We start from the raw sequence: 26,243 nt of genomic DNA, 5'->3' as shown, positions 1-26,243 counted from the left end.
TTGCTCTGACCGAAGTACTGACGTCAAGCATCAAGTACAAGGCAGCCCGAGCGGCAGGAAGAGACGCAGATCATCATGGATTTGTTGGCCGCGCGCTCCTGCTTGGACAGCAGTTGGTCGCGGTGATCGATATCGCCCGAGATGACCTTGGTCTCGCAGGCGCCACACACGCCCTCGCGGCAGCTGTGGTCGGGGCTGAGGCCCGCCTCAATGAGTGCGTCGAGCAGGGTCACACCGGGCGGCACCTGGACCGTTCGGCCGCTTCTGCGCAGTTCCACGGTGTAGCCGCTGGCGGGAATCGCGGGTGCGGTCGTCGGGGTGGCGGCAAAGCGTTCCAGGTGTACGTTCTGCTGGCCCAAGCGCTCGCAGGCGCGTTCATAGGCATCGAGCATGGGGCCGGGGCCGCAGCAATAGAAGTGGGTGCCCGGCGGATGGTCGGCGAGCAGGCGTTCGAGGTCAGGTGGGCCACCTTGCTCGTCGTCGAAATGACATCTCAGAGAAAGTCGGAAGTCGTGAGTCTCAACCAGCGCTTCGATCTCGGCCAGGAAGGCCGCCTCAGAGCGGCTTCGCGCGCAATAGACGAGCTGCGCCTCGCGCCCGAGCGCTGCGAGGCGCCGCAGCATGGCGTAGACCGGTGTGATGCCAATGCCCCCGGCCAGCAGCACGCTGCGTGGCGCGGCCTCGTCCAGCCGGAAGTGGTTGCGCGGCGCACCGATAGCGATGGTCTGGCCCACGCGAAGCTGCTCGTGTACGAAGCGTGAGCCGCCTCGGCTGTGGCGGTCGTTGAGCACCGCCACAGCATAGCGATGGGTCTCGCCCGGATTGACCAGGGAGTAGCTGCGCACCAGGCCGTTGCCCAAGTGCAGGTCGATGTGCGCGCCGGCCTCGACGGCGGGGAACGCGGCGGCAGGCGGCACCGGGCGCAGTTCGACACCGACGATACCCGGGGCTTCGTGGCGCATCTGGAAGATGAGCGCCTGCAGAGTTTTTGTGACCATGGCTTACATGATGTGCAGGCCGCCATCGACCATCAGCGTGGTGCCGGTGATGAATGAGGCCTCGCCGGATGCGAGCCAGAGGATGGGCCAGGCGATCTCGGCGGGGTCGGCCCAGCGGCCAACCAGCGAGGTGTCCTTGCGTTCGTTCTTGAGCTGTTCGACGCTCTTGCCAGCATGGTTCGCGCGGCCGAGGTGGAAGTCGGTCAGCGTCGAGCCCGGGCAGACGGCATTGGCGCGGACACCGTGCGGTGCCTCCTCGAAGGCCAGCGTGCGCGTATAGGCCAACTGCGCAGCCTTCGTTGCATCGTACAGCGCCATGCCCTTGCGGCCGGTGACCGCGTAGCATGAGGACACGTTGACGATGCTGCCGACACCCGAGCGCCTCAGCGCCGGCAGCGCCGCGCGGCAGTAGTTGGACATGCCCACCAGGTTGACGCCGACCATGGCCTGCCATTCGTCGGGCGTGGCATCGGCGGCGGCGCTGTAGTTGCGCATGGCCGCGTTATTGACCAAGATGTCCAGTCCGCCCCAAAGCGTGGCGCATTGCGTTACCGCCGCGTGCGCGGCCGCCTCGTCGGCCACGTCGGCCGCGACGCAAGCCAGCCGCGCGCCAGGCTGTGCCTGCTCGATCGCGGCGCGCGTGCGCTCAAGGGCCTGCGCATTCGCGTCCACCATCAGCACGGCCGCGCCTTCGCGGCTGAAGATCGAGGCGGCGGCTGCACCGATGCCGGCACCAGCGCCAGTGATCAGCGCGGTGCGCCCCGCCAGTCGGGAAGTGCTCATCTCAGTTCACTCCACCTTGGCGCCAGTGCTCTTGATGACCTTGCCCCAGCGCGTGATCTCGGTGCCGATCCAGTCGCTGAACTCGCGGGGTGTGGTGGCAACAACTTCAAACTCCATCTCGTGCAGCCGCTTCTGAATCTCAGGCGACTTCAGGATGCGGACGATCTCCGCGTGGTAACGACCAATGATCTCTGGTGGCGTGGCCGGCGGCGCGAGGAAGCCGATCCATGAAGTGGCTTCGAAGTCTTTGAGACCCGATTCCGAAAGCGTGGGAATGTCGGGCGTGCTCGGAAAGCGCTGTCGACCGGTCGAGGCCAGCAGCTTGAGACGCCCCTCCTTGACGAACCCCTGCACGTTGCCCGGCACGAAAAAGCCTGCCTGCACATTGCCCGCGATCAGATCCGCAAGCGCAGGCCCGGCCCCTCGATAAGGGATATGCGTCATCCGAAAATCGGCCGCCGACTTCATCATCTCCATGGTCAGGTGCGAGGCGCTGCCCATGGCCACGGAGCCGTAGGAGTACCGAGCGGGATTGGCTTTGACCTTGGCGATGAAATCCTGCACGCTGGTGAACCCGGCCGATGGGGTGGCCACCAGGTACTGCGGTGCCTTGACCGCCAGCGTGATGGGTGCCAGGTCCTTGGTCGGGTCATAGGGCATCTTGTCGAACAGCGTGACGTTGATGGCCAGTGGCCCGTTGTAGCCCACCAGCAGGGTGTGGCCGTCGGGCGCGGCACGCGAGACATCCAGCGCACCGATGTTGCCGCCCGCACCGGGTTTGTTCTCCACGACGAAGGGCTGACCAAATGCCTTGTGCAGCTCGGGCGCGACCAGGCGGGCCAACACGTCGTTGGTGCTGCCGACGATGGGTACGACGATGCGCACCGGTTTGCTGGGGCGCCAGTCGGGCGTGCCCTGCGCCCAAGCGGAAGGAATCGTTGCGGCGACCAATGCGGTGGTGAGGAGCCTGCGGGTGAATGTCATGGGTTGTCTCCGTGTTGTCATGGGAATGAAAGATCGTGCCGTCAAAGGCTGAAGACCGGCTTGCTCATGGCTGCGGCCAGGTTCTCGCGTGCCCATTCGACGGGGTCCTGGTCCCGGGGCAGGAGCACGCCAGCCGGTCGCACGTGCTGTTCGCCTGCGTCCAGCGCCGGCGGCGTCTGGCCTTCTTCGAGGCCCAGCGCGGCCTCGTGCAGCATGCGCCGCGCCATCACGATGGCCTTGTCGGTGGGCAGCAGCATTTCCGCTTCGTGGTCCTGGATCGGGCCCATGCTCTCCTGCAACGAGTAGTCCTGGGCCGCGAAACCGAAGATTCCGCTGTAGGAGCGCTTGTCTTTCTGGGCCTGGCGGTTCATGCCGTAATCGTTGTCGCGGTTGTACTTAGGAATGAAGCTGTCAGGAGCTTCGTATTCCACATGGATGCCCTTGCCGGCCTCCATGGCGGAGCGCTCCTCAGTCGTGAGCGGGCGATCGGGCTGCCAGTTGATGCTCCAGGCCCAGCAGTTGTGGTCGTCGATTGGCACCCACACGTGTCCACCCAGCGCGTGTTTGCCGAAGGGCGCGATCAGGGTGAACCAGGGGAACAGCCACTGCGTGATGCGCCAGTAATAGGAGTCGGGTTCGCCCAGGCGGCGGCCGAACAGGCTCAGCCCGAAGGGTTGCTTCTCGATCTCGAAGCTCACGTTGCCGTCGGCCTTGATGTAGTCCAACGCCTTGACGCCCTGGTGCATGGGGTCGCCGTCAACCTCGAAGCTGTGCACGTAGGATACGTGCGCGGTGTCGATGCCGCCTTCCATGGCCTGCAGATAGTTCGAGTACTGCACCCGTTTGGAGACGAACACGTGCTCGGCCGGCAACGTGCACCACTCAAGCTCAGGCGCTGCAGGCTGCTGGTCGGCCGGGCCCATGTAGGTCCAGACGATGCCGCCGCGCTCAATGCAGGGGTAGCCCTTGATGTGCATCCGGGCGCAAGCCTGGGGCGATGACGGCACATCCACGCACTTACCCATGCCATCGAACTTGACGCCGTGATAGGCGCAGCGAATGCCGTTTTCCTCATTGCGGCCGAAGTACAGCGACACGCCGCGGTGGGAGCAGAACTCGCTGATCAGGCAGGCTTGGCCGTCGGAGTTGCGGAACGCGAGCAGCTTCTCACCCAGCAGCTGCACGCGCACCTGCGGGCTGTCCGGCTCGGCGATCTCGCTCGACATCAGTGCCGGTACCCAGTAACGGCGCAGCAACTTACCCATGCGCGTGCCGGGACCGACGCGGGTGAGCGTTTCAGACATTTCCTTGTTCATGTGGGCTCCAGAGGTTGTACGTTGTATGAGACGGATGTCCATTATTTGGATGGGCTTGATTTAAGTCAAACAGAATGAACATGTTGTCCATCTGATGGACATATTTTGTACAATCAACCATCACAGACACGGAGCAACGTGGGGACGACCATGAGCGATGACAGCGCGGACCGCGGGCCGGTGGTGGAGAAGCCGGGGGAAGGGGTGCGCGCGGTGGACCGCGCGCTGGACATCCTGTTGGCTTTCAGGGCGGGCGACCGGCAGTTGAGCGCGAGCGAGTTGCTGCGGCGCATCGATCTGAGCCGGCCCACGCTCTACCGGTTGCTGCGCACGCTGGAGCTGCGCGGCTTCATCGTGGCCTCGGGCGAGCCGCAGCGCTTCCAGCTCGGTCCCTCGGTGGCGCACTTGGCCCACGTCTGGACCTCCGGCCTGGACCTGGCGGAACTGTCGCAGCCCATGATGCGGCGTTTGTGGGAGCAGACCGGCGAGACTGTCGCGCTGCTGGTGCACCACGGCCGGGAGCGGGTCTGTGTGGCCGAGATGCCCAGCCCGCAGCCGCTGAGTTTCAAGCGCGGCGTGGGCCACAGCGAGAGCGTGATCCAGGGCGCGAGCGGGCGAGCGATTCTGGCTTTCGTGAAGGACGCGGCGAGCTACCTCGATGGCAAGGTGCCGCCCAATCAGCAGCCAGCCTACCTCGAAGGGCTGGCCCGCATCCGCGAGGCGGGCTATGCCATCAGCCGCGACGAACTCATCAAGGGCGCCGTGGCCATGGCGGTGCCGTTCCGCGCCGCAGGCGGCAAAGTCATGGGGTCGCTCGTCGTCTACGGACCCAGCGCCCGTCTGGACGACGCGCGGGTGCAGCAGATTGTGGCGCTGCTGCTGGACGCCTCGCGCGAGCTTTCAGCGAAAGCCGGCGCGACAACCGATTGAACTCTGCCAATTGGCGCAAGGGTTCACGCTGAGCGCTCAAGCTTGTCGAGGCGCACCGATGGATCTGCGATCACATCTGGAGACGGACAAGTCCCCTGCTTGAGCCAGCGCTTGGCGACCTTGATGTCCCGCGGCGCATTGACCGAGATCACGCTGTGCAATCGCTCGCCCGAGAACTGGAACACGGAGAACTGGCCCGACTCCACTGATCCGCGCTGAATGCCTTCCACATCGTTCAGCGGTATCCCCAGCACCTGTATGTTCAGGTTGTACTGATCGGACCAGAACCAGGGTATCTCGTCATAGGCCACGTCTTCTCCGGCCAGTGCCTTGCCTACGGCGATCGCCTGATTCTGGGCGTTGGCCCACGATTCGAGGCGCAAGCGGCCGCCTGCCCAGGTGCTGGGCTGGTTGGCCACATCGCCCACCGCATAGATGTCGGGGTCGGACGTTCTTCCTGCCTGGTCGACGACAATGCCGTCCCGGACCTCCAGCCCGCAGGTCTCGGCCAGGCCGGTATCGAGCAGCAGCCCGATCCCGACCACGACCGCGTCGAACTCCTGCGCCCCGCCGGGCAGTTGCACGGCCAGAGTGCGCTGACGCCCGGCAGTGATCGACGAGACCGTTGTCGACAAGCGGACCTCGACACCCTCTTGCTGGTGCTTCTCAAGCAAAAGCTCTGAAAACCGGGGCGGCAGCGACCGCGCACACAGGCGGGAGCCCGCCTCCAGCAGCATGACATCGACCTGCTTCGCCCTCGCCGTCGCCGCGACCTCCAGCCCGATCCATCCACCCCCAATGACCAGCAAGCGTTTGCCAGGCACCAACTGCCTGGCGATGGCCATGGAGTCCTCGATCGTTCGCAAGGCATGGACATGGGGCAGGTCCGCGCCAGGACACGACAACGGCCGGGGACGCCCGCCGGTGGCCAGCACGAGCTTGTCGTAGGGAACCACCGAGCCATCCGCGCACCGGACCTGGTGGCGGGAGCGATCGATGTCGACCACCTCGACACCCGGCCGGAAATCCACACGCAAGGCATCGCACTGTTGCGGGTCAAGCAGCACCGGCGGATGTGCCTCCGTCCCGCTGAGCACCCCCTTGGACAGGGGGGGCCGCTCGTACGGCGCGTGCAACTCCCGGCCCAGCAGCGTGATCCCCCCCTCGTGCCCCCCCTGCCGCAGCGACCGGGCGACCCAAGCGCCGGCCTGGCCGGCTCCTACGATGACAACATCCATCTCTGTTTCCCGATCAGGTGCTCAGCGGACGGGCCGCAGGTAGATGACCCCCTGCTCGACCTTGACCGGGTAGCAATGCAGCGGCTCGGTGCAAGGGGCGTCCACCGCGCGGCCGGTTCTGATATCAAAGGTGCCTTCGTGCAAGGGGCACTCGATGAGACAGGAGTTGACCACCATGCCCAGCGACAGATCCGCCTCGCCATGTGTGCACGTACCGTCCGTCGCATAGATTTCTCCACCGAGCTTGTACAGGCACACCCGCTTGCCGTCGACTTCCACCGAATGCGTGTCGTCCTCGTCGACATCGGCAACGCTGCCTACATTGATCCATTCATCGTGCATGCTGTCTCCACACAGTTGTTCCCATGGCGGCTGCCTCAGTCTTGCGACGTCATCGCGTCGATATAGTGGTTTTCCATGTGGTACAGCGCTTCCTCCAGCGGCGACATCGGGCCGGGCTTGAAGAACTTCGAGCCCGCGGTGTTCTGCATGCCCTCCACCATCACCGCGTCCTCGGCGATGATCTGACGCACGAAGCCGACGTACTTGTCCATCTCTTCGTCGTAGTTCGGGATCGAGAAAGCGGCTTGCGGAAACAGCAGGTAGCAGATGACCCGGGTTTCCGTGGGCGAGATGGGCCAGATGTGCCACATGCGAACGCTGTCGGCACGCATCGACAGGTTCAGGTTGGGATAGATACCCGCCTTGCAGGCGATGCCGCTGGGCTTGTCCTGTGCCCAGGGCAGCGTCGGGAAGACCTGGTCGCCGGACTTCGAGTGTGGGCGCGCTTCGTACTGGGTATGCCAGCCGCCATTGGCCAGCAGGTTGAAGCGGACCTGCTCGCCCTTGACGAAGCCGCCGAACGTCCCCTTGTGGATGACGCCCACGTGGTAGATGTCGATCAGGTTCTCGACCAGGAACTTCCAGTTGCACTTGACGTCGATCTCGACCTTCTGCGCCAGCTTGCACTGGTCGGTCTGGAACCACCACAGCGGCTCCTCGAAGGGCGCGATGTAGTCCTCGAAGGACATCGGTTCGTCGCTGAAGTTCACGAAGATCCAGCCGCGCCAGATCTTGACGTGCAGTTGCCGCAGGCTGCAGTTCTTCAGATCGACCTCCGAAGCCTTCATGCCGGGCGCGACCACCAGCTTGCCGCTCACGTCGTACAGCCACGCATGGTAGGGGCAGCTGAACTCCTTGGCGTTGCCGCTGCCCACCGCGACCTCGACCCCTCGGTGCAGGCATTGGTTCATGTAGGCGACGATCTGATCGGGCGCAGGGCGCGACACCACGATCGACTCCTTCATCACCTGGAAGGTGTAGTAGTCGCCGACGTTGGGGATCTCCTCGACACGCCCCACGGAGAGCCAGTACTTCATGAAGATCTGCTGCTTCTCCATGTCGTAGATTTCCGGCGAGCTGTACACCTCGCCCGGCAGGTGCCGTGCGCTGAGCAGCTTCTTGCGGGTTTCCTTGAACTTGGGACGAAGGTCCAGGAGTTGTTGCTCGGCGACTTGCATGGTGGTTGTCCTTTCAAAAGGGTGTTGACGGAGTGCCGCGGATGTTAGGCAATACATTGATCAATGTATAGATCGATGTGAGAATCGACGTATTTCACCGGGAGAACCCTATGCCGCCGAAAGAAAATACAAAGACGCGACGCCAGAAGCGCCAGATCAACGACGTTGAGTACGTCAGCAGCGCCGAAGCAACGTCGACCCTGGGTGTGCGCCGGGAAACGCTGTACACCTACGTCAGCCGAGGGCTCATCAAGACGGTGCAGCGCCCGGGCGTGAAGGCCAAGCTCTACCGCAAGGCCGATGTCGAGAAACTCAGAAGCCGGGCCGCCGCCCGCTCGGGCGGACCGCAGGTCTCGCACTCCCTGCGCTACGGGGAACCCATCGCACAGACGTGGATCAGCGAGATCACGGCCCAGGGGCCACGCTACCGCGGCGTACTTGCGCGCGACCTGGTGCGCGACGGACGATCATTCGAATTCGCGAGCGAACTCATCTGGACGGGGCTTGCGCGCACCCGGGACGTTGCATGGCCAGCCCTGCAGGAAACCCGGCCACTGGAGCACCTGATCAAGCTCGCCTCGCACCCGGCCGACAGGGTCACGCCGCTCAAGCTGCTGACGCTGCTGGCGACCTCGCTGTCGGCATTCGAGCAGGCCGAAGATGACATACAGGCGACCGGTCTTGCGACGTACCGGCGACTGCTGCAGACCCTGGCCGGCACGGCCGGCGTCTTCGGGCCGGACGCGCGGTTTTCCGCTCCCCGCGAGGGCGAGTTCGTGGCGCAGTGCATCGCCCGCGGGCTCGGCCTGGGAGACCGTGTGGATGCCGTGCAGGCCATCGATGCCGCGCTGGTGATGTCCGCAGAGCACGAACTGTCGGCGCCATCGTTCGCGGCACGGATATGCGCCTCCACGGGCGCCGACCTGCACGCCTGCGTCGCCACCGCGATGCTGACCCAGTCCGGAGCGATGCAGGTGGGCGGCGCCGTGGAAGTGGAGGCCCTGATCGACGCGCTGCCTTCGCGACTGGAGTCCGAAGACGCTCTGTCGCTGGCGGCGGCCATGGGCTTCATGAGCAACGAACTGCCCTGCTTCAACCATCCCCTGTATGAAGGAGAGGACCCCCGCTCGGTGGTGCTGCTCGACATGATGGAACGCCTGACGTCGCACGGCCCTGACACGCCGAAGATACGGGCGCTGGTGGTTGGCGCCCGCCAGGCGGGACAGCATCCGAATGTGTTTGCCTCCCTCGTGATGCTTTGCAAGGCGATGGGGCTGCCCAACGGAACGGGCGCGATGCTGCACACCCTCGCACGCACCACGGGCTGGATCGCCCACGCACTGGAGCAACGCCTGACCGGCGCCATGCTGCGGCCTCGGGCCAGATACATGGGGCAGCAGGGATCCAGTTGAGAAGACCCGTCAACCTTCGCCGTGACTATTCGAACACGAGCTTGGCCAGCATCGACCGCAGCCACTGGTTGGCCGGATTCTTGTGCGCGCGACTGTGCCAGAACTGGCGCACATCCGCGGCGGGGATCTTCAAGGGTACAGGAAGAATCTGAACGCCCCGGGCGTTGCGCGCCGCGTTGCGGGGAACGGTGACCACCAGGTTGGACCGCTCGACGACATCTGCCGCGACGTGGTAGTGGGTCACGCGCAGGACGACTTTGCGCTTCGCACGCATCTTCGCAAGCGTGCGCTCGACCAAGGCGTCTGCGTTTCCAGTGGCAACCGAAACGTGCTGCGCTTCCAGGAACTGCTTAAGAGTCAACTCGCCACTGATCGACGGGTGCTTTCTTCGCACCAGGCAGCAGTAGGGGTCGCCAAAGAGGCGCTGTTGGTAAAACCCGGTCTTCAGAAACGCGAGGTTTCCGATGGCGAGATCCGCTTCTCCACTCTGAAGCATCTGCGAATAGAGCTCATTGGGGCGCCGTAGCGCTTCGATGCGCACGTGAGGTGCCTCCCTGAGCACTGCGGGTACCAGTTGGGGCAGAACGATGGCTTCACCTGCATCTGACATGAGGATCTTGAACGTCCGTTCGGACTCTCGCGGATCGAAGCCGTGAGGGTGTTCCAAGGACGCCTGGAGGATCGACAGCGCGTGCCTAACCGGATCGATGAGTTCCTCGGCCAGCGCAGTGGGCTCCATGCCTCGCGATGTCCGGATGAACAGCACATCGGAGCAGGCCTTGCGCAGCCGAAGCAACGCATTGCTCATCGCGGGTTGCGACAGACCCGCAGCGACAGCCGCCTTGGAAACATTGCGCTCCGCATAGACAGCGGCGAAGACCCTCAGCAGGTTCAAGTCGAACGTCTTGATATTCATATCCTGAATTCTATTTCTCTCCAATATCGATTGGACGTGGTTGCCTTTCTCGAAGATCATTTTTCGAACGGATCAAAAACACATCAAGGAAACGAACTTATGGAGACAATGATCAAGACGCCTGTGCTGATCGTGGGTGGAGGCCCGGTGGGCCTTTCGATGGCCATCGAGCTGGGCTGGAGGGGTATCGAATCGATGCTTGTGGACGAGGGTGACGGGACGATCGAGCACCCGCGCACCGGCCTCATCGCGATGCGGACGATGGAGTTGTTCCGGCGCTGGGGTCTGGCCCAGCGCGTGCGCGAGTGCGGTTTCCCGGAGGACTATGAGCTTTCCATGGTCTTCTGCACCTCGCTCAACGGCTTGCTGCTCGACCAGGAAAAGTACCCGAGCATGCGCGATGCGCCGACACCGCCCGAGACGCCCGAAAAGAAGCAGCGCTGCCCTCAGTTGTGGCTACAGCCCATCCTTACCGATGCTGCACGAGCGGAACCGAAAACCAGGCTGCTCTTCAGGCACCGCTTCGAATCGTTGCAGCAGGACGACCAAGGCGTCACGGCGGTGGTCACCGATCTGAACACGGGCGAGCCGGTCACGATCCGCGCCGACTACCTGCTCGGTTGCGATGGTGCCACCAGCAGTGTTCGGGAGCAGGTCGGCATCAAGATGGAAGGCAAGCTGCTCAGCTACTCCGTCAACATCCTGCTCCACGCGCCAGGCTTGGTGAACCAACACAAAATGGGGCCTGCCGAGCGTTATCTCTTCGTTGGCCCGGAGGGGACCTGGGGCAACCTGACGGTCGTCGACGGGAATGAGATCTGGCGCCTGACCGTGCTGGGTACCGAAGAGAAGATGGACCTCAAGAATTTCGACGCGGCGGCCTGGGTCCGCCGAGCGATCGGTCGCGACGATGTCGCGTTTCATGTGGACTCCACCATCCCCTGGCGACGCAGCGAGATGCTCGCCGATCGCTACCACCAGGGGCGCGTTGTCCTCGTCGGCGACTCGGCGCACACGATGTCGCCAACGGGCGGCATGGGCATGAACACGGGTACGCAGGAGGTGCTGGACATTGGCTGGAAGCTCGAAGGACTTGTCAAGGGCTGGGGCGGTCCTGCCCTGCTGCGCAGCTACGATGCCGAGCGCCGACCGGTCGCGCGACGCAACATCGGTTTCTCCACCCAGAACTTCAGGGCATGGCAAGACACCCCCAGCCCGGCAGCGGTCTGCGACCTGACGCCCGAAGGAGAGCAAGTGCGCCAGGACCTTGGCCGACGCCTGCGCGAATCGACCCGGGTGGAGTGGGAGTCGCTGGGTCTGCAACTCGGCCACCGCTACGACGACTCTCCCATTTGCATACCGGACGGCACGACGCCGACCCCGGATGAATACTCGACCTACATCCCCACGACGCGGCCTGGTTCGCGCGCGCCGCACGTATGGCTCAGCGATGGCCGCTCGACGCTTGATCTGTTCGGCCAAGGGTTCGTGCTCGTGTGCACCGACCCGAGGCTTCAGCACGAGGCGGACACGTTGGCCGAGGCGTTTGCCGCAAAAGGCGTCCCATTCCGGATCGAATCCATCGAGCAAGCTGATGTGGCGGCCGCATATGAGCGCCCCCTCGTACTGGTCCGACCGGATGGCCATGTCGCTTGGCGCGGCGCCCAGGTGACTTCTCCGGACCAATTGGTAGATACCGTGCGCGGCGCCGGATAGTTCGAATCGCTTTCCCCTTCCCATCGATAACACAAGGAGACATCCTCATGAACATGCTCAAACCTCTTGCCCTTGGCCGCGCCACCAAAGCGCTTGTGCTTGCGCTTCTCGGGCTGAACGCTGCGCTGCCGGCCCATGCCGACGAGTACCCCAGCAAGACCGTCACGATCGTGGTTCCCTTCACCGCCGGCGGAAGCAACGACGTTCTTGCCCGCACGGTAGGACAAAAGCTCAGCGAGTACTGGAAGCAACCGGTGATCGTCGAAAACCGTCCCGGGGCTGGCGGCAATCTTGGAACAAAGCTGGCCGCGAAGGCGGCACCTGACGGCTATACCTTGCTGGTGGTTGCCAACAACTTCGTCACCAACCCTTTCCTTTATCCAGATGGGCGCGCTGGCTATGACCCGGTCAAGGAATTCGTTCCCATCACCCAGTTAGGGCGCGTTCCTTTTGTCCTCGTCGTCAACCCCAATGTCGCTGCGAAGTCGACCCAGGAGCTGGTGGCGCTGGCCAAAGCCCAGCCAGGTAAGCTGTCTTATGGTTCCGCTGGTGTCGGCACGCCACACCATTTGACTGGGGAACTCTTCAAGAGCATGGCTGGTATCGATATGGTGCACGTTCCATACCGTGGTGCGCAGCCCGTGGTCGCGGATCTGCTCGGTGGCCAGATCCAGGTGCTTTTTGGCGTCGCCAACTCGGTGCTGCCCCACATCAAGACCGGCGCCCTGCGCCCGCTGGCGGTGGGTGGCGAGCAGCCTCTGTCCTACCTGCCGAACGTTCCGACCGTGGCCAGCGCCGGCTTCAAAGACTTCCGCAGCGAGGTCTGGATTGGCCTCGTCGCCCCCACAGGTGTACCAGCCAACATCGCTGCCAAGATCGAAGAATCTGTCGGCCGGGCTTTGCGCGACCCTGCCGTAAAGGCCTCTCTGGAAGCGCAAGGGCTGGAGCCGACTCCGTCGACCCCGGCTGCCCTCAAGGCACTCATGCACGAAGACACGGTGCGTTGGTCCAAGGTCATCAAAGAAACCGGCGCGCGTGCCGAATGAATTGAAACGCTTCGTTCCCTCCTCATGCCATCACGAATCACCGAGTGACGAAATCATGCCGGACATTCCCATCACCTACCAAACGGGTATGTGCAACGAGTTTGCCTCTGAAGCGCTCCTCGGGGCGCTCCCTCAAGGGCGCAACTCACCACAACGCGCACCCTATGGGCTCTATGCCGAGCAGATTTCTGGCACGGCGTTCACCGCGCCCCGGCATGCCAACCGCCGCGCCTGGCTGTACCGCATTCGACCATCCACCATGCACCAGCCTTTTGTGCTTTTGGATTCAGGTCGATGGATCAGCCGGGCCGACGATGCGCCGGTGACGCCGAACCAGTTGCGCTGGGATCCGCTCCCTTTGCCTGGGCAGCCCACCGACTTCATCGATGGCATGACCACCATGGCGGTGAATGCGGCCTGTGCCATTCACGTGTACACCGCCAACCGGTCGATGGAAGATCGCTTCCTGTACGACGCCGACGCGGAGTTGCTCATCGTCCCCCAGGAGGGTCGCCTTGAGCTGGCAACGGAAATGGGGCGCCTGCTCCTGGAACCCCAGGAGATCGCCGTGATTCCCCGAGGCGTGCGCTTTCAGGTTCGGCTACCAGACGCCCGCGCGCGCGGCTACGTGTGCGAGAACTTCGGCGCCGCCCTGAAGCTGCCGGACCTCGGCGTCATCGGTTCCAATGGTTTGGCGAACCCGCGCGACTTCTCTACCCCCGTCGCGGCCTACGAGGACCGGGAAGGCGATTTCGAACTGGTCGCCCGCTTCCAGGGCAATCTCTGGAGCGCGCGCATCGGGTACAGCCCTTTGGACGTGGTTGCCTGGCATGGCAACCACGCCCCCTACAAGTACGACCTGCGGCGTTTCAACACCATCGGTTCAATCAGCTACGACCATCCAGATCCTTCGATCTTTCTCGTGCTGCAATCCGTCAGCAACACCCCGGGTGTCGACACCATCGATTTCGTGATCTTTCCGCCTCGCATACTCGTAGCGCAGGACACCTTCAGGCCACCCTGGTACCACCGCAATGTCGCCAGCGAATTCATGGGGCTCATTCACGGCGCCTACGACGCCAAGGCGGAAGGTTTCGTGCCGGGTGGTTCGTCCCTGCACAACTGCATGAGCGCGCACGGCCCTGACGCAGACACGTTTGCCAAAGCCAGCGCTGCAGACACAGCGCGAGCGGACTATCTGACCGAGACCATGGCCTTCATGTTCGAGTCAAACGAAGTACTCAGGCCAACGAGGTTTGCCATGGAGTCCGCTCAGCTGCAACACGATTACTACCGCTGCTGGCAAGACCTCAAGAAGCACTTCAACCCGACACAAGCATGACGCCCTTGAACGAAACCCACTCGATTGACCTGCGCAGTTGGGTGGCCTCGGCGAACGACGGCGCGACGGACTTTCCCCTTCAGAACCTGCCTTTCGGTATCTTTCGGCGACGCGGATCCAACGAGTCGTTTCGAGGAGGCGTTGCGATCGGAGACCAGATCCTCGACTTGGCTTCGGCGGTTCATCGAGGTGTCTTCAACGGTCTGGCTCAGGGCGCAGCGGTCTCGGCATCGCGCGAACGGCTCAACGATTTCATGGCCATGGGCACATCCGCTTGGTCCGCGCTGCGACTGGCGCTGTCGCGCGCGCTGCGTGAAGGCGCGAACGAGCGCCATGCGCTGGAAGCATGCCTGGTTGCGCAATCGGCGGCGGAGCATGCACTGCCCGCGACCATCGGCGACTACACCGACTTCTACATCGGCATCCACCATGCCACGGCCGTTGGTCGGCTTTTCAGACCAGATACCCCACTGCTTCCGAACTACAAGTGGGTGCCCATCGGATACCACGGTCGCAGTTCTTCGGTGGTTGTCAGCGGTGAGCCCATCTACCGCCCACACGGCCAGAGCAAGGGCACCGCCGACACGCCAGACTTTGGGCCCAGCAAGCGCCTGGACTACGAACTGGAACTCGGCTTCTTTGTAGGCCCGGGCAATCGGCGAGGTGCGCACATCCCCATCGAAGATGCCGAAAGCCACCTGTTTGGCGTGGCGCTTTTCAACGACTGGTCTGCTCGGGATATCCAGCCCTGGGAATACCAGCCTCTGGGTCCGTTTCTGTCCAAGAACTTCGCCAGCACCTTGTCTCCCTGGATCGTGACGTTTGAGGCATTGGCACCGTTTCGGGCCTACTGCCGGCGAGCACAGGGTGATCCCGAGCCGCTGCCCTACCTGCGGTCTGACGAGAACATGGCCCGCGGCTCGCTCGACGTCCAACTCGAGGTCTTGCTCCAAACAGAGAAAATGAAGCATGTGGGCAGCCAGCCTGTGTGCCTGTCACGCTCAAGCTTCGTGGAAGCCGCCTACTGGACACCCTCCCAGCTGCTGACACACCATGCGGCCGGGGGCTGCAATCTCAACGCAGGAGATCTGCTCGGCTCCGGCACACTGTCCGGACCACATCCCTCGCAGGCTGGCTCACTGATCGAGAAAACCATCGGAGGGCGCGAAGCCATCACGCTGCCTTCGGGAGAGAGTCGAATCTTCCTGGAGGATGGAGATACGGTTTCCTTGCGCGCTTGGTGCGAGCGCGAAGGAGCACAGCGGATCGGATTTGGAGAATGCGTCGGCACTATCCGGGCGGCCCCATTCGACACTCCAGGCGCCTTGCACCCAGCTCAAACCGGCCATCCCCACGGCGACTAAGCCATTGCTCGCTTCTGGTACCCGGAGTCCGCGCCGCTGATTTTCGCGTAACGCTTCGAAGGACACACCTCAAGTGGAAAGTGGATCCGGCGAAGTTAGATACCAACTCTGTCGATAAGGGCGTTGCGTTACCTTTCCTAGGTGTATACCCTAACGTTATTCCTTGAATGCTTAGGTATAAAATAATAAGCTTCGATAACTAAGAAGCATGCAGAAAATTAGGAGACAAGTTGTGCCATTGGTTAGTCAGAGAGATTTTTTGTCCGGCCTCATGTTCATGATCGTCGGAAGTTCGTTCGCCTGGGGTGCCGTGGACTACGAGATTGGACAAGCGGCCCGCATGGGGCCCGGTTATTTTCCGTTCATGCTCGGCCTGATTCTGGTCGGCCTGGGTGCACTGGTCGCTGTGAATTCATTCCGCAGCGGCCCTCCGGGTGGCGACCGGATCGGTTCGATCGCTTGGCGCCCTCTGGTGTTCATCTTGGGCGCCAACCTGCTGTTCGGTGCCTTGCTGGTGGGCGTGCCATCCTTTGGACTGCCTCCATTCGGTTTCATCGTCGCCATCTTCGGCCTAGTCACATTGTCCGGTTACGCCCGACAAGGCTGCAAACTGAGGGAGTCGATCATTTTGGCGACGATCCTGGCCGTTGGCAGCTATGTGGCCTTCGTGAAATTGCTCAATCTGCAGTTTCCCGTGCTGCCTTGGTTCCTGGCCAACTGATCCGAGGAGAACAAGAACATGGATCTGATCAACAACCTGCTGCTGGGTTTTGGCGTCGCGTTCACCTTCCAGAATCTGATTTACGCCTTCGTCGGCTGCTTGCTGGGCACCTTGATCGGTGTGCTGCCCGGCATCGGCCCGCTGGCCACCATCGCCATGTTGCTGCCGGCGACCTATGGCCTACCGCCTGTGGCGGCCCTCATCATGCTCGCTGGCATCTATTACGGTGCGCAGTACGGCGGATCGACCACCGCCATCTTGGTGAATCTGCCAGGCGAATCGTCCTCCGTAGTAACGGTGCTGGACGGTTACCAGATGGCACGCAAGGGCAGGGCAGGCCCGGCCCTTGCGGCCGCCGGCCTGGGCTCCTTCTTTGCCGGTTGCGTGGGTACGCTGATCCTGGCCGGTTTTGCCGCGCCGCTGACGGAGGTAGCGCTGGAATTCGGTCCCGCCGAGTACTTCTCGCTGATGGTGGTGGGCCTGATCGGGGCCGTTGTGCTGGCCTCCGGATCGCTGCTCAAGGCCTTGTCCATGATCGTGCTGGGGCTCCTGCTGGGCCTGGTCGGCACCGACGTGAATTCCGGCGTGGCCCGCTACAGTTTCGACATCCCCGAGCTCACAGACGGCATCAGCATTCTCGCCATCGCGATGGGTATCTTCGGCTACGGCGAGATCATCCAGAACCTGTCGCACCCGGACGAGAAGCGCGAGGTGTTCACCGGCAAGGTAGACCACATTTTCCCGACCGCCCAGGACTTTAAGCGCATGCTGCCTGCCGTGCTGCGTGGTACCACGCTGGGTTCGGCGCTGGGCATCCTGCCCGGCGGTGGCGCGCTGCTCTCGGCCTTCACCGCCTACACGATCGAGAAGAAGACCAAACTGCAGGCAGGCGAGATCCCGTTCGGCCAGGGCAATATCCGCGGCGTGGCCGCGCCCGAAGCTGCCAACAACGCGGGCGCCCAGACCTCGTTCATCCCGCTGCTCACGCTGGGCATTCCGCCCAACGCCGTGATGGCACTGATGGTCGGCGCCATGACCATCCACAACATCCAGCCGGGTCCGCAGGTCATGACCAGCAACCCCGAACTGTTCTGGGGCCTGATCGCCTCGATGTGGATCGGCAACGCCATGCTGGTGATCCTGAACCTTCCGCTGATCGGCATCTGGATCAAGCTGCTGACCGTGCCTTACAAGTGGCTGTTCCCGGCCATCGTGCTGTTCTGTGCCATCGGCGTCTACTCGACCAACAACAACAGCTTTGACATCTGGATGGTCGCCTTGTTCGGCCTGATCGGCTATGTCTTCATCAAACTGGGGTGCGAGCCCGCACCGCTCCTGCTGGGCCTGATCCTGGGGCCCATGATGGAGGAATACCTGCGGCGCGCCTTGTTAATCTCGCGAGGTGAATGGTCAGTATTTGTGACCCGTCCGATCTCGGCCAGCCTGCTGGTGGTGGCGCTGGTGCTGTTGACGATCGTCCTGCTGCCGGCCGTGAAGAAGAAGCGCGAAGAGGCCTTCGTCGAGGATTGAAGGTTACTCTGAGGCGTTCAGTATAGCCATACATCACCCTGATTAATTCATGAGGACATTAGCATGACCGCCGACTCAAACTTGAGCAGTAATTCTCCCATTGATAGCTTTTCCAGTTGTCATGATGGGATTATTTCACACTTAAATAGGTTTGGCGAAATCACTAGTCTTGTTAAGGCGGCAACCAGTGCCCGGAAGATAGCTGAGGATACTGTAGCGTTCTTCAGAGTGGCAGTGTTTGACCATCACTCAGAAGAAGAGCGAGATTTGTTTCCTGCTGTCCTGGCCAATGCAGAGCCTGGAGAGGAACAGTCCATTGCTCGGACGTTGGTGGATGGACTTACAGCAGAGCATAGGGAAATTGAGTCTCAATGGGTACGTTTAGAGCCCAAGCTGGTGAAGCTCGCGAAAGGACACATTGTCGAAATCGATGAAGCAGCTGTTCAGAAACTCGTAGATCAGTATACAGCTCATGCGAGGCTGGAAGAACGCGAATTCTTGCCTCTGGCAGAGAAAATTCTTGGCCGGAGGGATCCCAAAATGGCAGCACTTGGACTCGCTTTGCACACACGCCACGCTTTTCGTGCTGCACGTCGCGGCTTGCGGGGATCTTGATAATAAGCCACAAGAGTCGGAAGTTGTGGGGGTAAATAGTTAATTGGCTACATGCTTGTAACATTCGCGGTTGTTTTTAAAATTTTCGTGTCAAGCAGATTGAAAGCGTCATGAGAAAAGGCATGCCCACACCCAGATCGAAGGAGTGGCGTAAGAAAAAATTGCCGCCCTCGATCACTGAATTATTCCCAATAGACTGAGTGCATCACGCCAATTGGGATAATTAGGAATATGCAGACGACTCTTGTATTCGATGATCTCCGCGCTTTTGTTGTCGTGGCCCACTGTCGGAGCATATCTGAAGCCGCAATAGTGCTTCGCCTCGCTCAACCAGCGCTGAGCAGACGCCTAACGCGTCTCGAGAAGTGCGTAGGGAAACGCTTGGTTGAGCGCAATTTTCGAGGAATTGCTCTTACAAAGGAAGGGCGTGCATTGCTCGAGGATGTTCAGGGTCCTGTCTCAGCGGTCGTAGCCATTGAAAAAAGCCTTTCGCAGTCATGATCACAGGATCGTAAACTTTCTCTTTACGTCTCCTGCGGTACAAAGCGGCTGAGATGGCCTAATGATCTTTCCATGGTCGAGTTTCAAAGGAGTCCGTCGACCAAGAGGACAAGAATTTGATTTGATCAATGGGTCACTTGTGTCAGTGAGTTAAAAATTCGGGATGGTGTAATCAGGTAGTGACAAATGGTGCTAGCTGAGACAAGATAATAAGAGGATCATTGATGAACGACATTAAGGTCGGCGGGGCAGAACTCTCTGCACCAACGGGTCGAGCGAAGAACTGCAAGCTCTACAAATTCACGATCGGAAAACCTTGCACGTCCTGAGACTTCTTTGAAGGGGCTTTAACGCATGTGTAGGGCCAGTACCGCCTGTGGATGGCGCTAGTCGACCAGGCTTGCTGGCAAAACAATGGTGTCGAGCAAACAATGTCGTGAGCGACGCTTTTCAGAATGCGTCTACTACCAAAGTGACTTAATGAAAGAATGATGTCCTCCTCATCCGGACAGCGGTACCTCGCCTCAATGCCGTCTCAGACTTTGATGCTTTAGTGGCTAACGGGGTCGTTCTGTTGTGTGGCAGCGAACGGGTGCATACCACGCTCGAAAGCTACCCGGTGCTGAAGACCACAGTGACCTCGATGCAGGCGAGGTGGTGAAGCGTCAGATGTTCAGAAACTGCGGTTGCAGGGGCCGGGTTACAGCACCCTCAAACTTGCGGCACGCGACCTCTGGCTCAGTGCTAAACACGCGTTCATAGCATGAACAAGATGCACCCCACAGACAAAGATTTGAATCTGCTCATTATCTTTGAGGCGTTAATGGAGACCCGCAGCGTGTCCAAGGCCGGGGAGCGACTGAACCTGAGCCAACCTTCCATGAGCCATGCGCTTTCGAAGATGCGGAGGGCTTTCGACGACCCGATGTTCGTGCGCGTCAAGAACGAGATGCAGCCGACCTTGAAGGCTTTGGAGGTCGCCGAGCCGGTCCGGCAGGCACTTTCTCTCGCGCGCCGGCAGATCTTCTCCCGGGCAGCTCTGGACTTGCGAACGTCCTCTCGGCAGTTCACGATTTGTATGACGGACGTCGGCGAGACTTGTTATATGCCAATGGTGATCAACGCGGTGCGCAACCATGCGCCGGGCGTCCGGCTGAGAACAGTATCTCCGATCGTGGAGAAGCTCGAGGAGGGCCTCGAATCCGGCGGCGTCGACCTAGCGATCGGGTACTTCCCCGACATCACGAACGGTGGCGTGTTTCAACAGCGGCTACTGCGCAACAGCGGGTTCCTGTGCATTACGGGCGACAAGGATATTGCGGCGCGTGGCGAACTCGATCTTGTCTCGTTCCAGACGGCGCTCCATATCGCCGTCAGGACGGAAGGCCGAAGCCAGGAAGTTATCGAGAAGGCGATGGCTGCCATGGGGATTCATCGGAACGTGGTGGCCACGATTCCCCACTATCTCGGCCTTTTAACCATCATTCCCCAGACTGGACTGACTGCCATCGTTCCCATGGACCTGATCAGTGCATTCGAAGGCAAAGAGGGCATCACCGCCCTGCCGCTGCCATTCGCTTCGCCGAGCGTCGAAGTCATCCAGATCTGGCATAAGCGAAACCATGAGGATCTCTCCCATCGATGGCTGCGGACCTTGGTGCGGGATACCTTACAAAGGCGAGTAATTGGCTAGGGTGTGGTTGACTGGAATGGAGAAAGTTTGCAAAACACACTCAAAGAGCAGGTTGCATTTAACTCTGCTGGCGATGAAGTCCAAGCTTGCGAGGTCTGGTTTGCAACTGCACCTTATTCTTGGTGAAGTTCCCTTGAAAACCCGAGCACTCCAATTTCTCCATGATCGGGCCCGTAGGGCACAGTACTCCCACCAAGCGATAGCATATGAAATAATTAGATGACGAATTAGTCGTCCCTGAAGAACCCCGGGAAGCCGCATGAACACTGGCTTTCGGGGTGATTGCGGATAGCCGGGGCTCCCAGTTGGAATTCCAATAGGAGCTGTTTGCTGGGAGTTCTGCCGTGATGTTTGCTTGCCCCGCCACCGACGATTTCTTCCGTTCGCGCATCGACCACATGATCGATCTGCGCCACCCGCTGGCCGTGCTGTCCTCGCGCATGCCCTGGCAGGAGATCGAAGCACGGGTGGCCCAGGTGTTCTCCCGCAAAGGCCGCGCCGGTGTGGCCATGCCCGACCTGGACCTTTTCGGTGAACAGGCGCAGCGCGTTGCCGTTGCCAGCAATGCCGGACGGCCTCGCGTTCCGCTGCGCATCATGATCGCGCTGCTGTACCTCAAACATGCGTTCAACGAGTCCGACGAGGGCGTCGTCGAGCGCTGGGGCGAGACACCCACCTGGCAGTTCTTCTCGGGCCAGGCGTACTTTGAACACCACCGCCCCTGCGACGCCAGCACCCTGGTCAAGTTCCGCCAGCTCCTGGGCGAAGAAGGCGTGGAAGAACTGCTGGCGCAGACCATCAACGTGGCAGTGCAGCTCAAGCTGATCAAGCCGCAGGAGCTCGCCCGCGTGATCGTGGACAGCACGGTGCAGCACAAGGCGATTGCACACCCCACCGACAGCCGCCTGCTGGAGACGGCACGCACCAAGCTGGTGGCAGCGGCCAAAGACGTCGGCATCGAGCTCAAGCAGACCTTTGCCAAGGAAGGCCAGCACCTCAGCCACAAGGCCGGTCGTTATGCCCACGCCCGGCAGTTCAAGCGCATGAAGCGCGCCATCAAACGCCAGCGCACCATCGTCGGCCGGTTGCAGCGCGAGATTGATCGCAAGGCCAGCGCCATCGGCGCAGCGGTACGAGAGGCGCTGGGCGATGTCCTGAACAAGGCCGCGCGCATCACAGACCAGAGCGGTCAGCGCAAAGCGGTGGACGGACAGCGCAAGCTCTACGCCTGGCACGCCCCGGAGGTGGACTGCATCAGCAAGGGCAAGGCCCGAACACCCTATGAGTTCGGCGTGAAGGTGGGCATTGCCAGCACGCTGCAGGGCAACCTGATAGTGGGCTCACGAGCCTTCCACGGCAACCCGTACGACGGCCACACCCTCAATGAGCAACTGGAGCAGGCCGCGATCCTGATGCAGGACAGTGCAGCCAAGCCAGCGACGGCGTTCGTCGACTTGGGCTATCGGGGTGTGGACGCACAGAACCCGGATGTGCATATCGTGCACCGAGGCAAGGCCAAGCGGATCAGCGAGCAGGATCGGCGCCAGCTCAGGCGGCGTCAGGCGATCGAGCCGATCATCGGCCACCTCAAGGCCGATCACCGCATGGATCGCTGCCACCTCAAGGGCGAAACCGGCGACCGGCTGCACGCCGTTCTGTGTGCTGCGGGCTACAACATCAAATGGCTGCTGCGCATGATTGCCCGCAAGGGCATCACCTTCTTACAGCGACTTTATTTGCGCCTGTGTGAACTCGCCGACGTATCGCCCAACTGGCTGCAGACGGTCCGTCAATGGCTGAAATCTGACCCACGACCGCCATCAGCCTTCGTCGCCGCCGCTTGAAATGAATAAATCAGGGACGACGAATTATTTCGGTGGAGGCATATCGCGGTTCTTGGTCATGTCTTACCACCATAAGCTGGAATCGTGCGAGACCTCATGACCCCACGCCCTGATCCCGCGCCTTCACGGCCCCCGGATTTCATTGATGCGAAGGCCAGTCTCGCTCTCCTGGGCGTTCGTCCGCAGACGCTCTATGCCTATGTGAGCCGGGGAGCCATCCGCAGCATTCCCCAGCCCGGAACCAAGGCGCACCTGTACAGCCGAGCGGACATCGAGCGCGTTGTCGCACGCGCTGCGGCGCGGGCGGGGCATGGGGCGGTGGCGGCCGGCGCGATGGACCACGGGCCCCCCATCGTGAGCAGCGGCATCACGGAGATCACCGAGGCTGGCCCCAGCTACAGAGGCCATCTGGCCAGCGAGCTCGCGCAGCAGAACGTCCCGTTCGAGAGGGTCTGCGAACTGCTCTGGGGAGGGGTCTCCTCGTTTTCAGTGCAATAAGTGACGGTACGCAAAGCTAGCACTGGCGCGGGGGTGGTCTGGGTAGACCGTTGATTTCATTGACTTTCCTGTTCGCTTTGTAAACGGGTATGGTGGCCTCCCACTTTTGAGGTTCACGATGCAGGGTTGGCACACAACGTTTTTGGGGATGCGTGGGCTCCCCCGCGATATCAGCGACTTCGAGATGAAGGCATTTTTCACCTTCGATGGTGCCGAGCGCGACGCAATCAATGCACGCCGAGGTGATTCCCACAAGCTTGGTCTGGCGCTCCATATTGGTTTCCTGCGCATGAGTGGGCGTTTGCTCGGTGCCTTTCGGGTAATTCCAGTAGCCTTGTGGCGCCACCTTGGCAACGAGCTTGGCATTGCAGCACCAGAAGTCGCCTCGCTGAGAGCCATGTATGAACGCGGGCGCACGCTATTCGATCACCAACAAGTAGCCTGCACGGTCCTTGGATTCCAGTGGATGAGCGAGCACCAGCGCCGCTCACTGGTACGTGAACTGCGCGACGAAGTGGCGCGCTGCGCCGACCGCGATCAGCTACTCGTGCGGGCGCGTCAATGGCTGTACAAGAACAAGCTGGTGATCGTGCACGAGCGGGCAATTCGGACACTGATTGCGGCGGCACTTGCCCAGCTTGAAGTTGAAACAGGCACCGCCATCGCCGCCAGCGTTGATCCAGCAACACTTGATCGCTGGCGAGCCTCAGTTTCAGAGCTGCGCCCAGATGGACAAACCCAGCAGAGTTGGCTATGGGCTGCACCGGCGAAACACTCAACCCGCCAAATCAGCGAGGTACTGGAGCGCATCGACCTGCTTTACACGCTGGACGTTCATAAGCACCTGGCAGACATCCCCGATCTCATCTTGCGCCGCTACGCGCGCCGACTTGTCTCCAGGCCGCCCTCAGCCGGAGCCAAGATCAAAGAGCCAGCGCGCACCGTGGAGGTCGCATGCTTTCTTCGGTATTGCCTGTTCACCACCACAGACCAGTTGATCCTTATGGTGCAGCGCCGGATCGCCGATCTGTGGCGTCAGGCTGCCGCCGATGTCCCCGCTACCGTCAATTGGGCCGCANCCACCACAGACCAGTTGATCCTTATGGTGCAGCGCCGGATCGCCGATCTGTGGCGTCAGGCTGCCGCCGATGTCCCCGCTACCGTCAATTGGGCCGCAATGTACAAAACGCTGCTCGGCGAACTTGTTGCCTTGAGCGCGCAAGGTGCGGTGCCAGATGCTGAGTTGCGTGCCCGTCTTGAAGCCTTGATCACCGAAACCCAGAAACGCAAACCACCGAGCAGGGCCTCCCTGGTCCGCGAGGGATTGATTGATGGAATTCGCCCCGTGCGGTCGTTGCTCGTCGCCATTGCAAAGCTGCCCTGGCAGGCCACCGGCGAGCATCCTGCCATCGAGTACCTTGCCAAGCTGCAAGCTTTATATCTCAAAGGATCCAGAAAGCTGCCAGTTGAAGTGGTGGCACCAAGTCTGGGAATGATCTGGCAGGTTTCGATCTCCAGCCCAGACCGGGAACGGGCGTTTCAGGCGTTGGAGGTGGCCACCCTGTTTGCCCTGCGCCGCGCGGTGCGCAATGGCTCGGTCTGGATTGAGCACAGCCTGAGCTTTCGGGGTCGTGCGCGCTTGTTCTTCACGGACGAGCGTTGGCAGGCAGAGTCCAAGAAACACTATGCCCGTCTATCGTTACCCAGCAAGGCTGCCACTTTCTTGAAGCCTTTGCTGGCCAGAGTAACTGCCGGTGTCGATGCGGTGGCCGCTGCAGCCCGCAGTGGCGTACTGCGCGTGGATGATGAACTCCATTTGTCGCCATTGCCCGCAGAGGACGAAGACCCAGAAGTGACCAAGCTGCGCGCGGCTTTGGATCACCGCATCGGTGAGGTTCAATTGCCGGAAGTGATTCTGGCCGTTGACGCCCAGGTGCGCTTTAGCTGGATCATGCTCGGACGTGAGCCGCGCTCTACCGACGAGCTGCTGATGGTCTATGCCGGCATCATGGCCCACGGCACCAGTCTGACTGCGGTCGAATGCGCGCGCATGATTCCGCAATTGTCTGCCACCAGCATTCGCCAGGCCATGCGCTGGGCGCGGGACGAACGGCGTCTGAGCCAGGCCTGCCAGGCTGTGCTGGAATTCATGCAGCGACACCCGATTGCCGCCACCTGGGGGCGGTCCGATTTGGCATCTTCTGACATGATGASCATGGAGACCACCAAACGGGTGTGGCAAGCCCGGCTTGATCCTCGGCGCAACACACCTTCCATTGGAATCTACTCCCATGTAAAAGACCGGTGGGGCATCTTCCATGCGCAGCCCTTTGTGCTCAATGAGCGCCAGGCGGGCGTGGCCATTGAAGGTGTCATCCGCCAAGAAAAGCTGGAGACCAGCCAGCTTGCTGTGGATACCCATGGCTACACCGACTTTGCCATGTCACATGCCCGTTTGCTTGGTTTTGATCTTTGCCCGCGGTTGAAGGAACTCAAACAGCGCCACCTCTTTGTGCCACGCGGCACCAAAGTGCCCGCAGAAATCGCTGCGGTGTGCGAAGCCAATGTCGACGTCGCTTTGATCGAAAAGCATTGGGATAGTCTGGTGCACCTGGCAGCCTCGGTCATGAGCGGACATGCCAGTGCGGTGGCAGCTCTTGCGCGGTTCGGTTCTGCCGCCCAGGGCGATCCAATCTATGAGGCTGGCGTGCAATTGGGGCGGTTGCTGCGTACGGCGTTTTTGGCTGACTACTTTGTCAAGGACGCTTTCAGGAACGAGTTGCGCCGGGTGCTCAATCGGGGCGAGGCTGTTAACGCCCTCAAGCGCGCCATTTATACCGGCCGGATCAGCCCGGCGCAGGCCAAACGTGTCGATGAAATGCAGGCTGTGGCCGATGCGTTGAGCCTGATGGCCAACATCGTGATGGCGTGGAATACCTCACAGATGCAGGCGGTCCTGGATCGCTGGTCGAACCGCCGCCAGGTCATTCCACCGGAACTGATCGGGAAGATTGCGCCCACCAGGCTGGAGAGCATCAACTTGCGGGGTGTGTTTCGCTTCCCGGTTGACCGCTATGCTGACCAAATCCTGCCTTCGCGGCCAAATGCATCGATAACTGGCACCAATGGATGAAACCGACCACGGTTTGACGCCACGAATCGCAGATTTGAAAGTGAACAGGAAAGTCAATGAAATCAACGATCTACCAACACCACCTCCGCGCCAGTGCTAGCTTTTCGTACCGTCACTTATTGCACTGAAAACGAGGAGACCCC

At 61.4% G+C, this 26,243-nt stretch carries 22 protein-coding genes and 1 pseudogene; 15 read left to right on the top strand and 8 right to left on the bottom strand.

Features of this window, described 5'->3' with window-relative positions; translation table 11 throughout:
• Window positions 1-23 precede the first annotated feature (23 nt).
• The 4 genes from ASE11_RS22960 to ASE11_RS22945 are packed head-to-tail and all read right to left on the bottom strand — an operon-like array spanning window position 24 to window position 4,081.
• The gene (locus tag ASE11_RS22960) at window positions 24-998 is read right to left on the bottom strand and encodes a PDR/VanB family oxidoreductase (protein WP_056277434.1); all 975 of its coding nucleotides are present in this window, start codon (window positions 996-998) and stop codon (window positions 24-26) included.
• A 3-nt stretch (window positions 999-1,001) separates the two neighbouring features.
• Window positions 1,002-1,781 carry an SDR family NAD(P)-dependent oxidoreductase gene (locus tag ASE11_RS22955; protein WP_056277431.1) on the bottom strand — a complete coding sequence of 260 codons (780 nt, stop codon included), beginning with the start codon at window positions 1,779-1,781 and terminating at the stop codon, window positions 1,002-1,004.
• A gap of 6 nt (window positions 1,782-1,787) precedes the next feature.
• Window positions 1,788-2,765 (bottom strand): Bug family tripartite tricarboxylate transporter substrate binding protein, encoded by a 978-nt coding sequence (locus tag ASE11_RS22950; protein ID WP_056277428.1) that lies wholly within the window; start codon window positions 2,763-2,765, stop codon window positions 1,788-1,790.
• A 41-nt stretch (window positions 2,766-2,806) separates the two neighbouring features.
• Entirely contained in the window at window positions 2,807-4,081 is a 1,275-nt protein-coding gene (locus ASE11_RS22945) for an aromatic ring-hydroxylating dioxygenase subunit alpha (protein ID WP_056277426.1), read from the bottom strand.
• Window positions 4,082-4,231: 150 nt separating this feature from the next.
• On the opposite strand from ASE11_RS22945, the gene ASE11_RS22940 reads away from it, so the two are divergent.
• A complete protein-coding gene (locus ASE11_RS22940) occupies window positions 4,232-5,011 on the top strand; it encodes an IclR family transcriptional regulator (RefSeq protein WP_056277424.1) in 780 nt (259 codons plus the stop codon).
• A 23-nt stretch (window positions 5,012-5,034) separates the two neighbouring features.
• Here ASE11_RS22940 and ASE11_RS22935 read toward each other — a convergent pair whose 3' ends face one another.
• Genes ASE11_RS22935 through ASE11_RS22925 form a run of 3 tightly spaced genes read right to left on the bottom strand, consistent with a single transcriptional unit; the run spans window position 5,035 to window position 7,769 of the window.
• Window positions 5,035-6,249 carry an NAD(P)/FAD-dependent oxidoreductase gene (locus ASE11_RS22935; protein ID WP_056277421.1) on the bottom strand — a complete coding sequence of 405 codons (1,215 nt, stop codon included), beginning with the start codon at window positions 6,247-6,249 and terminating at the stop codon, window positions 5,035-5,037.
• Window positions 6,250-6,270: 21 nt separating this feature from the next.
• Window positions 6,271-6,591, bottom strand: coding sequence for a non-heme iron oxygenase ferredoxin subunit (locus tag ASE11_RS22930; RefSeq protein ID WP_056277417.1), 321 nt, complete (start codon window positions 6,589-6,591; stop codon window positions 6,271-6,273).
• Between the two features lie 35 nt (window positions 6,592-6,626).
• The gene (locus ASE11_RS22925) at window positions 6,627-7,769 is read right to left on the bottom strand and encodes an aromatic ring-hydroxylating oxygenase subunit alpha (protein ID WP_056277415.1); all 1,143 of its coding nucleotides are present in this window, start codon (window positions 7,767-7,769) and stop codon (window positions 6,627-6,629) included.
• A gap of 110 nt (window positions 7,770-7,879) precedes the next feature.
• Here ASE11_RS22925 and ASE11_RS22920 point away from each other — a divergent pair, with 110 nt between their 5' ends.
• A complete protein-coding gene (locus ASE11_RS22920; RefSeq protein WP_056277412.1) occupies window positions 7,880-9,181 on the top strand; it encodes a citrate/2-methylcitrate synthase in 1,302 nt (433 codons plus the stop codon).
• Between the two features lie 25 nt (window positions 9,182-9,206).
• On the opposite strand, the gene ASE11_RS22915 is transcribed toward ASE11_RS22920, so the two are convergent.
• Window positions 9,207-10,097 (bottom strand): LysR family transcriptional regulator, encoded by an 891-nt coding sequence (locus tag ASE11_RS22915; RefSeq protein WP_056278058.1) that lies wholly within the window; start codon window positions 10,095-10,097, stop codon window positions 9,207-9,209.
• A 99-nt stretch (window positions 10,098-10,196) separates the two neighbouring features.
• Here ASE11_RS22915 and ASE11_RS22910 point away from each other — a divergent pair, with 99 nt between their 5' ends.
• From ASE11_RS22910 to ASE11_RS22860, 13 genes and pseudogenes are all read left to right on the top strand, one after another.
• A complete protein-coding gene (locus tag ASE11_RS22910; RefSeq protein WP_056277408.1) occupies window positions 10,197-11,813 on the top strand; it encodes an FAD-dependent oxidoreductase in 1,617 nt (538 codons plus the stop codon).
• A gap of 47 nt (window positions 11,814-11,860) precedes the next feature.
• The gene (locus ASE11_RS22905; RefSeq protein ID WP_235501431.1) at window positions 11,861-12,859 is read left to right on the top strand and encodes a tripartite tricarboxylate transporter substrate binding protein; all 999 of its coding nucleotides are present in this window, start codon (window positions 11,861-11,863) and stop codon (window positions 12,857-12,859) included.
• A gap of 55 nt (window positions 12,860-12,914) precedes the next feature.
• Entirely contained in the window at window positions 12,915-14,201 is a 1,287-nt protein-coding gene (gene hmgA, locus ASE11_RS22900) for a homogentisate 1,2-dioxygenase (RefSeq protein WP_056277405.1), read from the top strand.
• Window positions 14,198-15,565, top strand: coding sequence for a fumarylacetoacetase (gene fahA, locus ASE11_RS22895; protein ID WP_056277401.1), 1,368 nt, complete (start codon window positions 14,198-14,200; stop codon window positions 15,563-15,565). Before hmgA ends, fahA begins: the two co-directional genes overlap by 4 nt.
• A 232-nt stretch (window positions 15,566-15,797) precedes the next feature.
• Window positions 15,798-16,286 carry a tripartite tricarboxylate transporter TctB family protein gene (locus tag ASE11_RS22890; protein ID WP_056277398.1) on the top strand — a complete coding sequence of 163 codons (489 nt, stop codon included), beginning with the start codon at window positions 15,798-15,800 and terminating at the stop codon, window positions 16,284-16,286.
• 18 nt (window positions 16,287-16,304) lie between these two features.
• Complete coding sequence (locus tag ASE11_RS22885; protein WP_056277395.1) at window positions 16,305-17,816, top strand: tripartite tricarboxylate transporter permease; 1,512 nt, start codon at window positions 16,305-16,307, stop codon at window positions 17,814-17,816.
• 63 nt (window positions 17,817-17,879) lie between these two features.
• Complete coding sequence (locus ASE11_RS25605; RefSeq protein ID WP_082585977.1) at window positions 17,880-18,431, top strand: hemerythrin domain-containing protein; 552 nt, start codon at window positions 17,880-17,882, stop codon at window positions 18,429-18,431.
• Between the two features lie 231 nt (window positions 18,432-18,662).
• Window positions 18,663-18,932, top strand: a complete 270-nt coding sequence (locus ASE11_RS27170) for a LysR family transcriptional regulator (protein ID WP_082585976.1) — start codon at window positions 18,663-18,665, stop codon at window positions 18,930-18,932.
• A 763-nt stretch (window positions 18,933-19,695) separates the two neighbouring features.
• On the top strand, window positions 19,696-20,625 hold the full coding sequence (locus ASE11_RS22875) for a LysR family transcriptional regulator (protein WP_235501430.1): 930 nt from the start codon (window positions 19,696-19,698) through the stop codon (window positions 20,623-20,625).
• A 347-nt stretch (window positions 20,626-20,972) separates the two neighbouring features.
• Window positions 20,973-22,469, top strand: coding sequence for an IS5 family transposase (locus tag ASE11_RS22870; RefSeq protein ID WP_321166278.1), 1,497 nt, complete (start codon window positions 20,973-20,975; stop codon window positions 22,467-22,469).
• A gap of 96 nt (window positions 22,470-22,565) precedes the next feature.
• Entirely contained in the window at window positions 22,566-22,967 is a 402-nt protein-coding gene (locus tag ASE11_RS22865) for a hypothetical protein (RefSeq protein ID WP_056277387.1), read from the top strand.
• Window positions 22,968-23,085: 118 nt separating this feature from the next.
• Window positions 23,086-24,045: pseudogene (locus tag ASE11_RS26830) on the top strand (DUF4158 domain-containing protein); the annotation flags it as partial.
• A 1-nt stretch (window position 24,046) separates the two neighbouring features.
• Window positions 24,047-26,100: Tn3-like element IS1071 family transposase (locus ASE11_RS22860; protein WP_235501429.1), on the top strand; the 2,054-nt coding region annotated here is incomplete at its 5' end.
• Window positions 26,101-26,243 lie beyond the last annotated feature (143 nt).

Source organism: Hydrogenophaga sp. Root209 (assembly GCF_001428625.1).
Classification (GTDB): Bacteria; Pseudomonadota; Gammaproteobacteria; order Burkholderiales; family Burkholderiaceae_C; genus Hydrogenophaga.
Note: the sequence above shows the minus strand (reverse complement) of the source record. Positions and strands in the feature narration are given on the sequence as shown.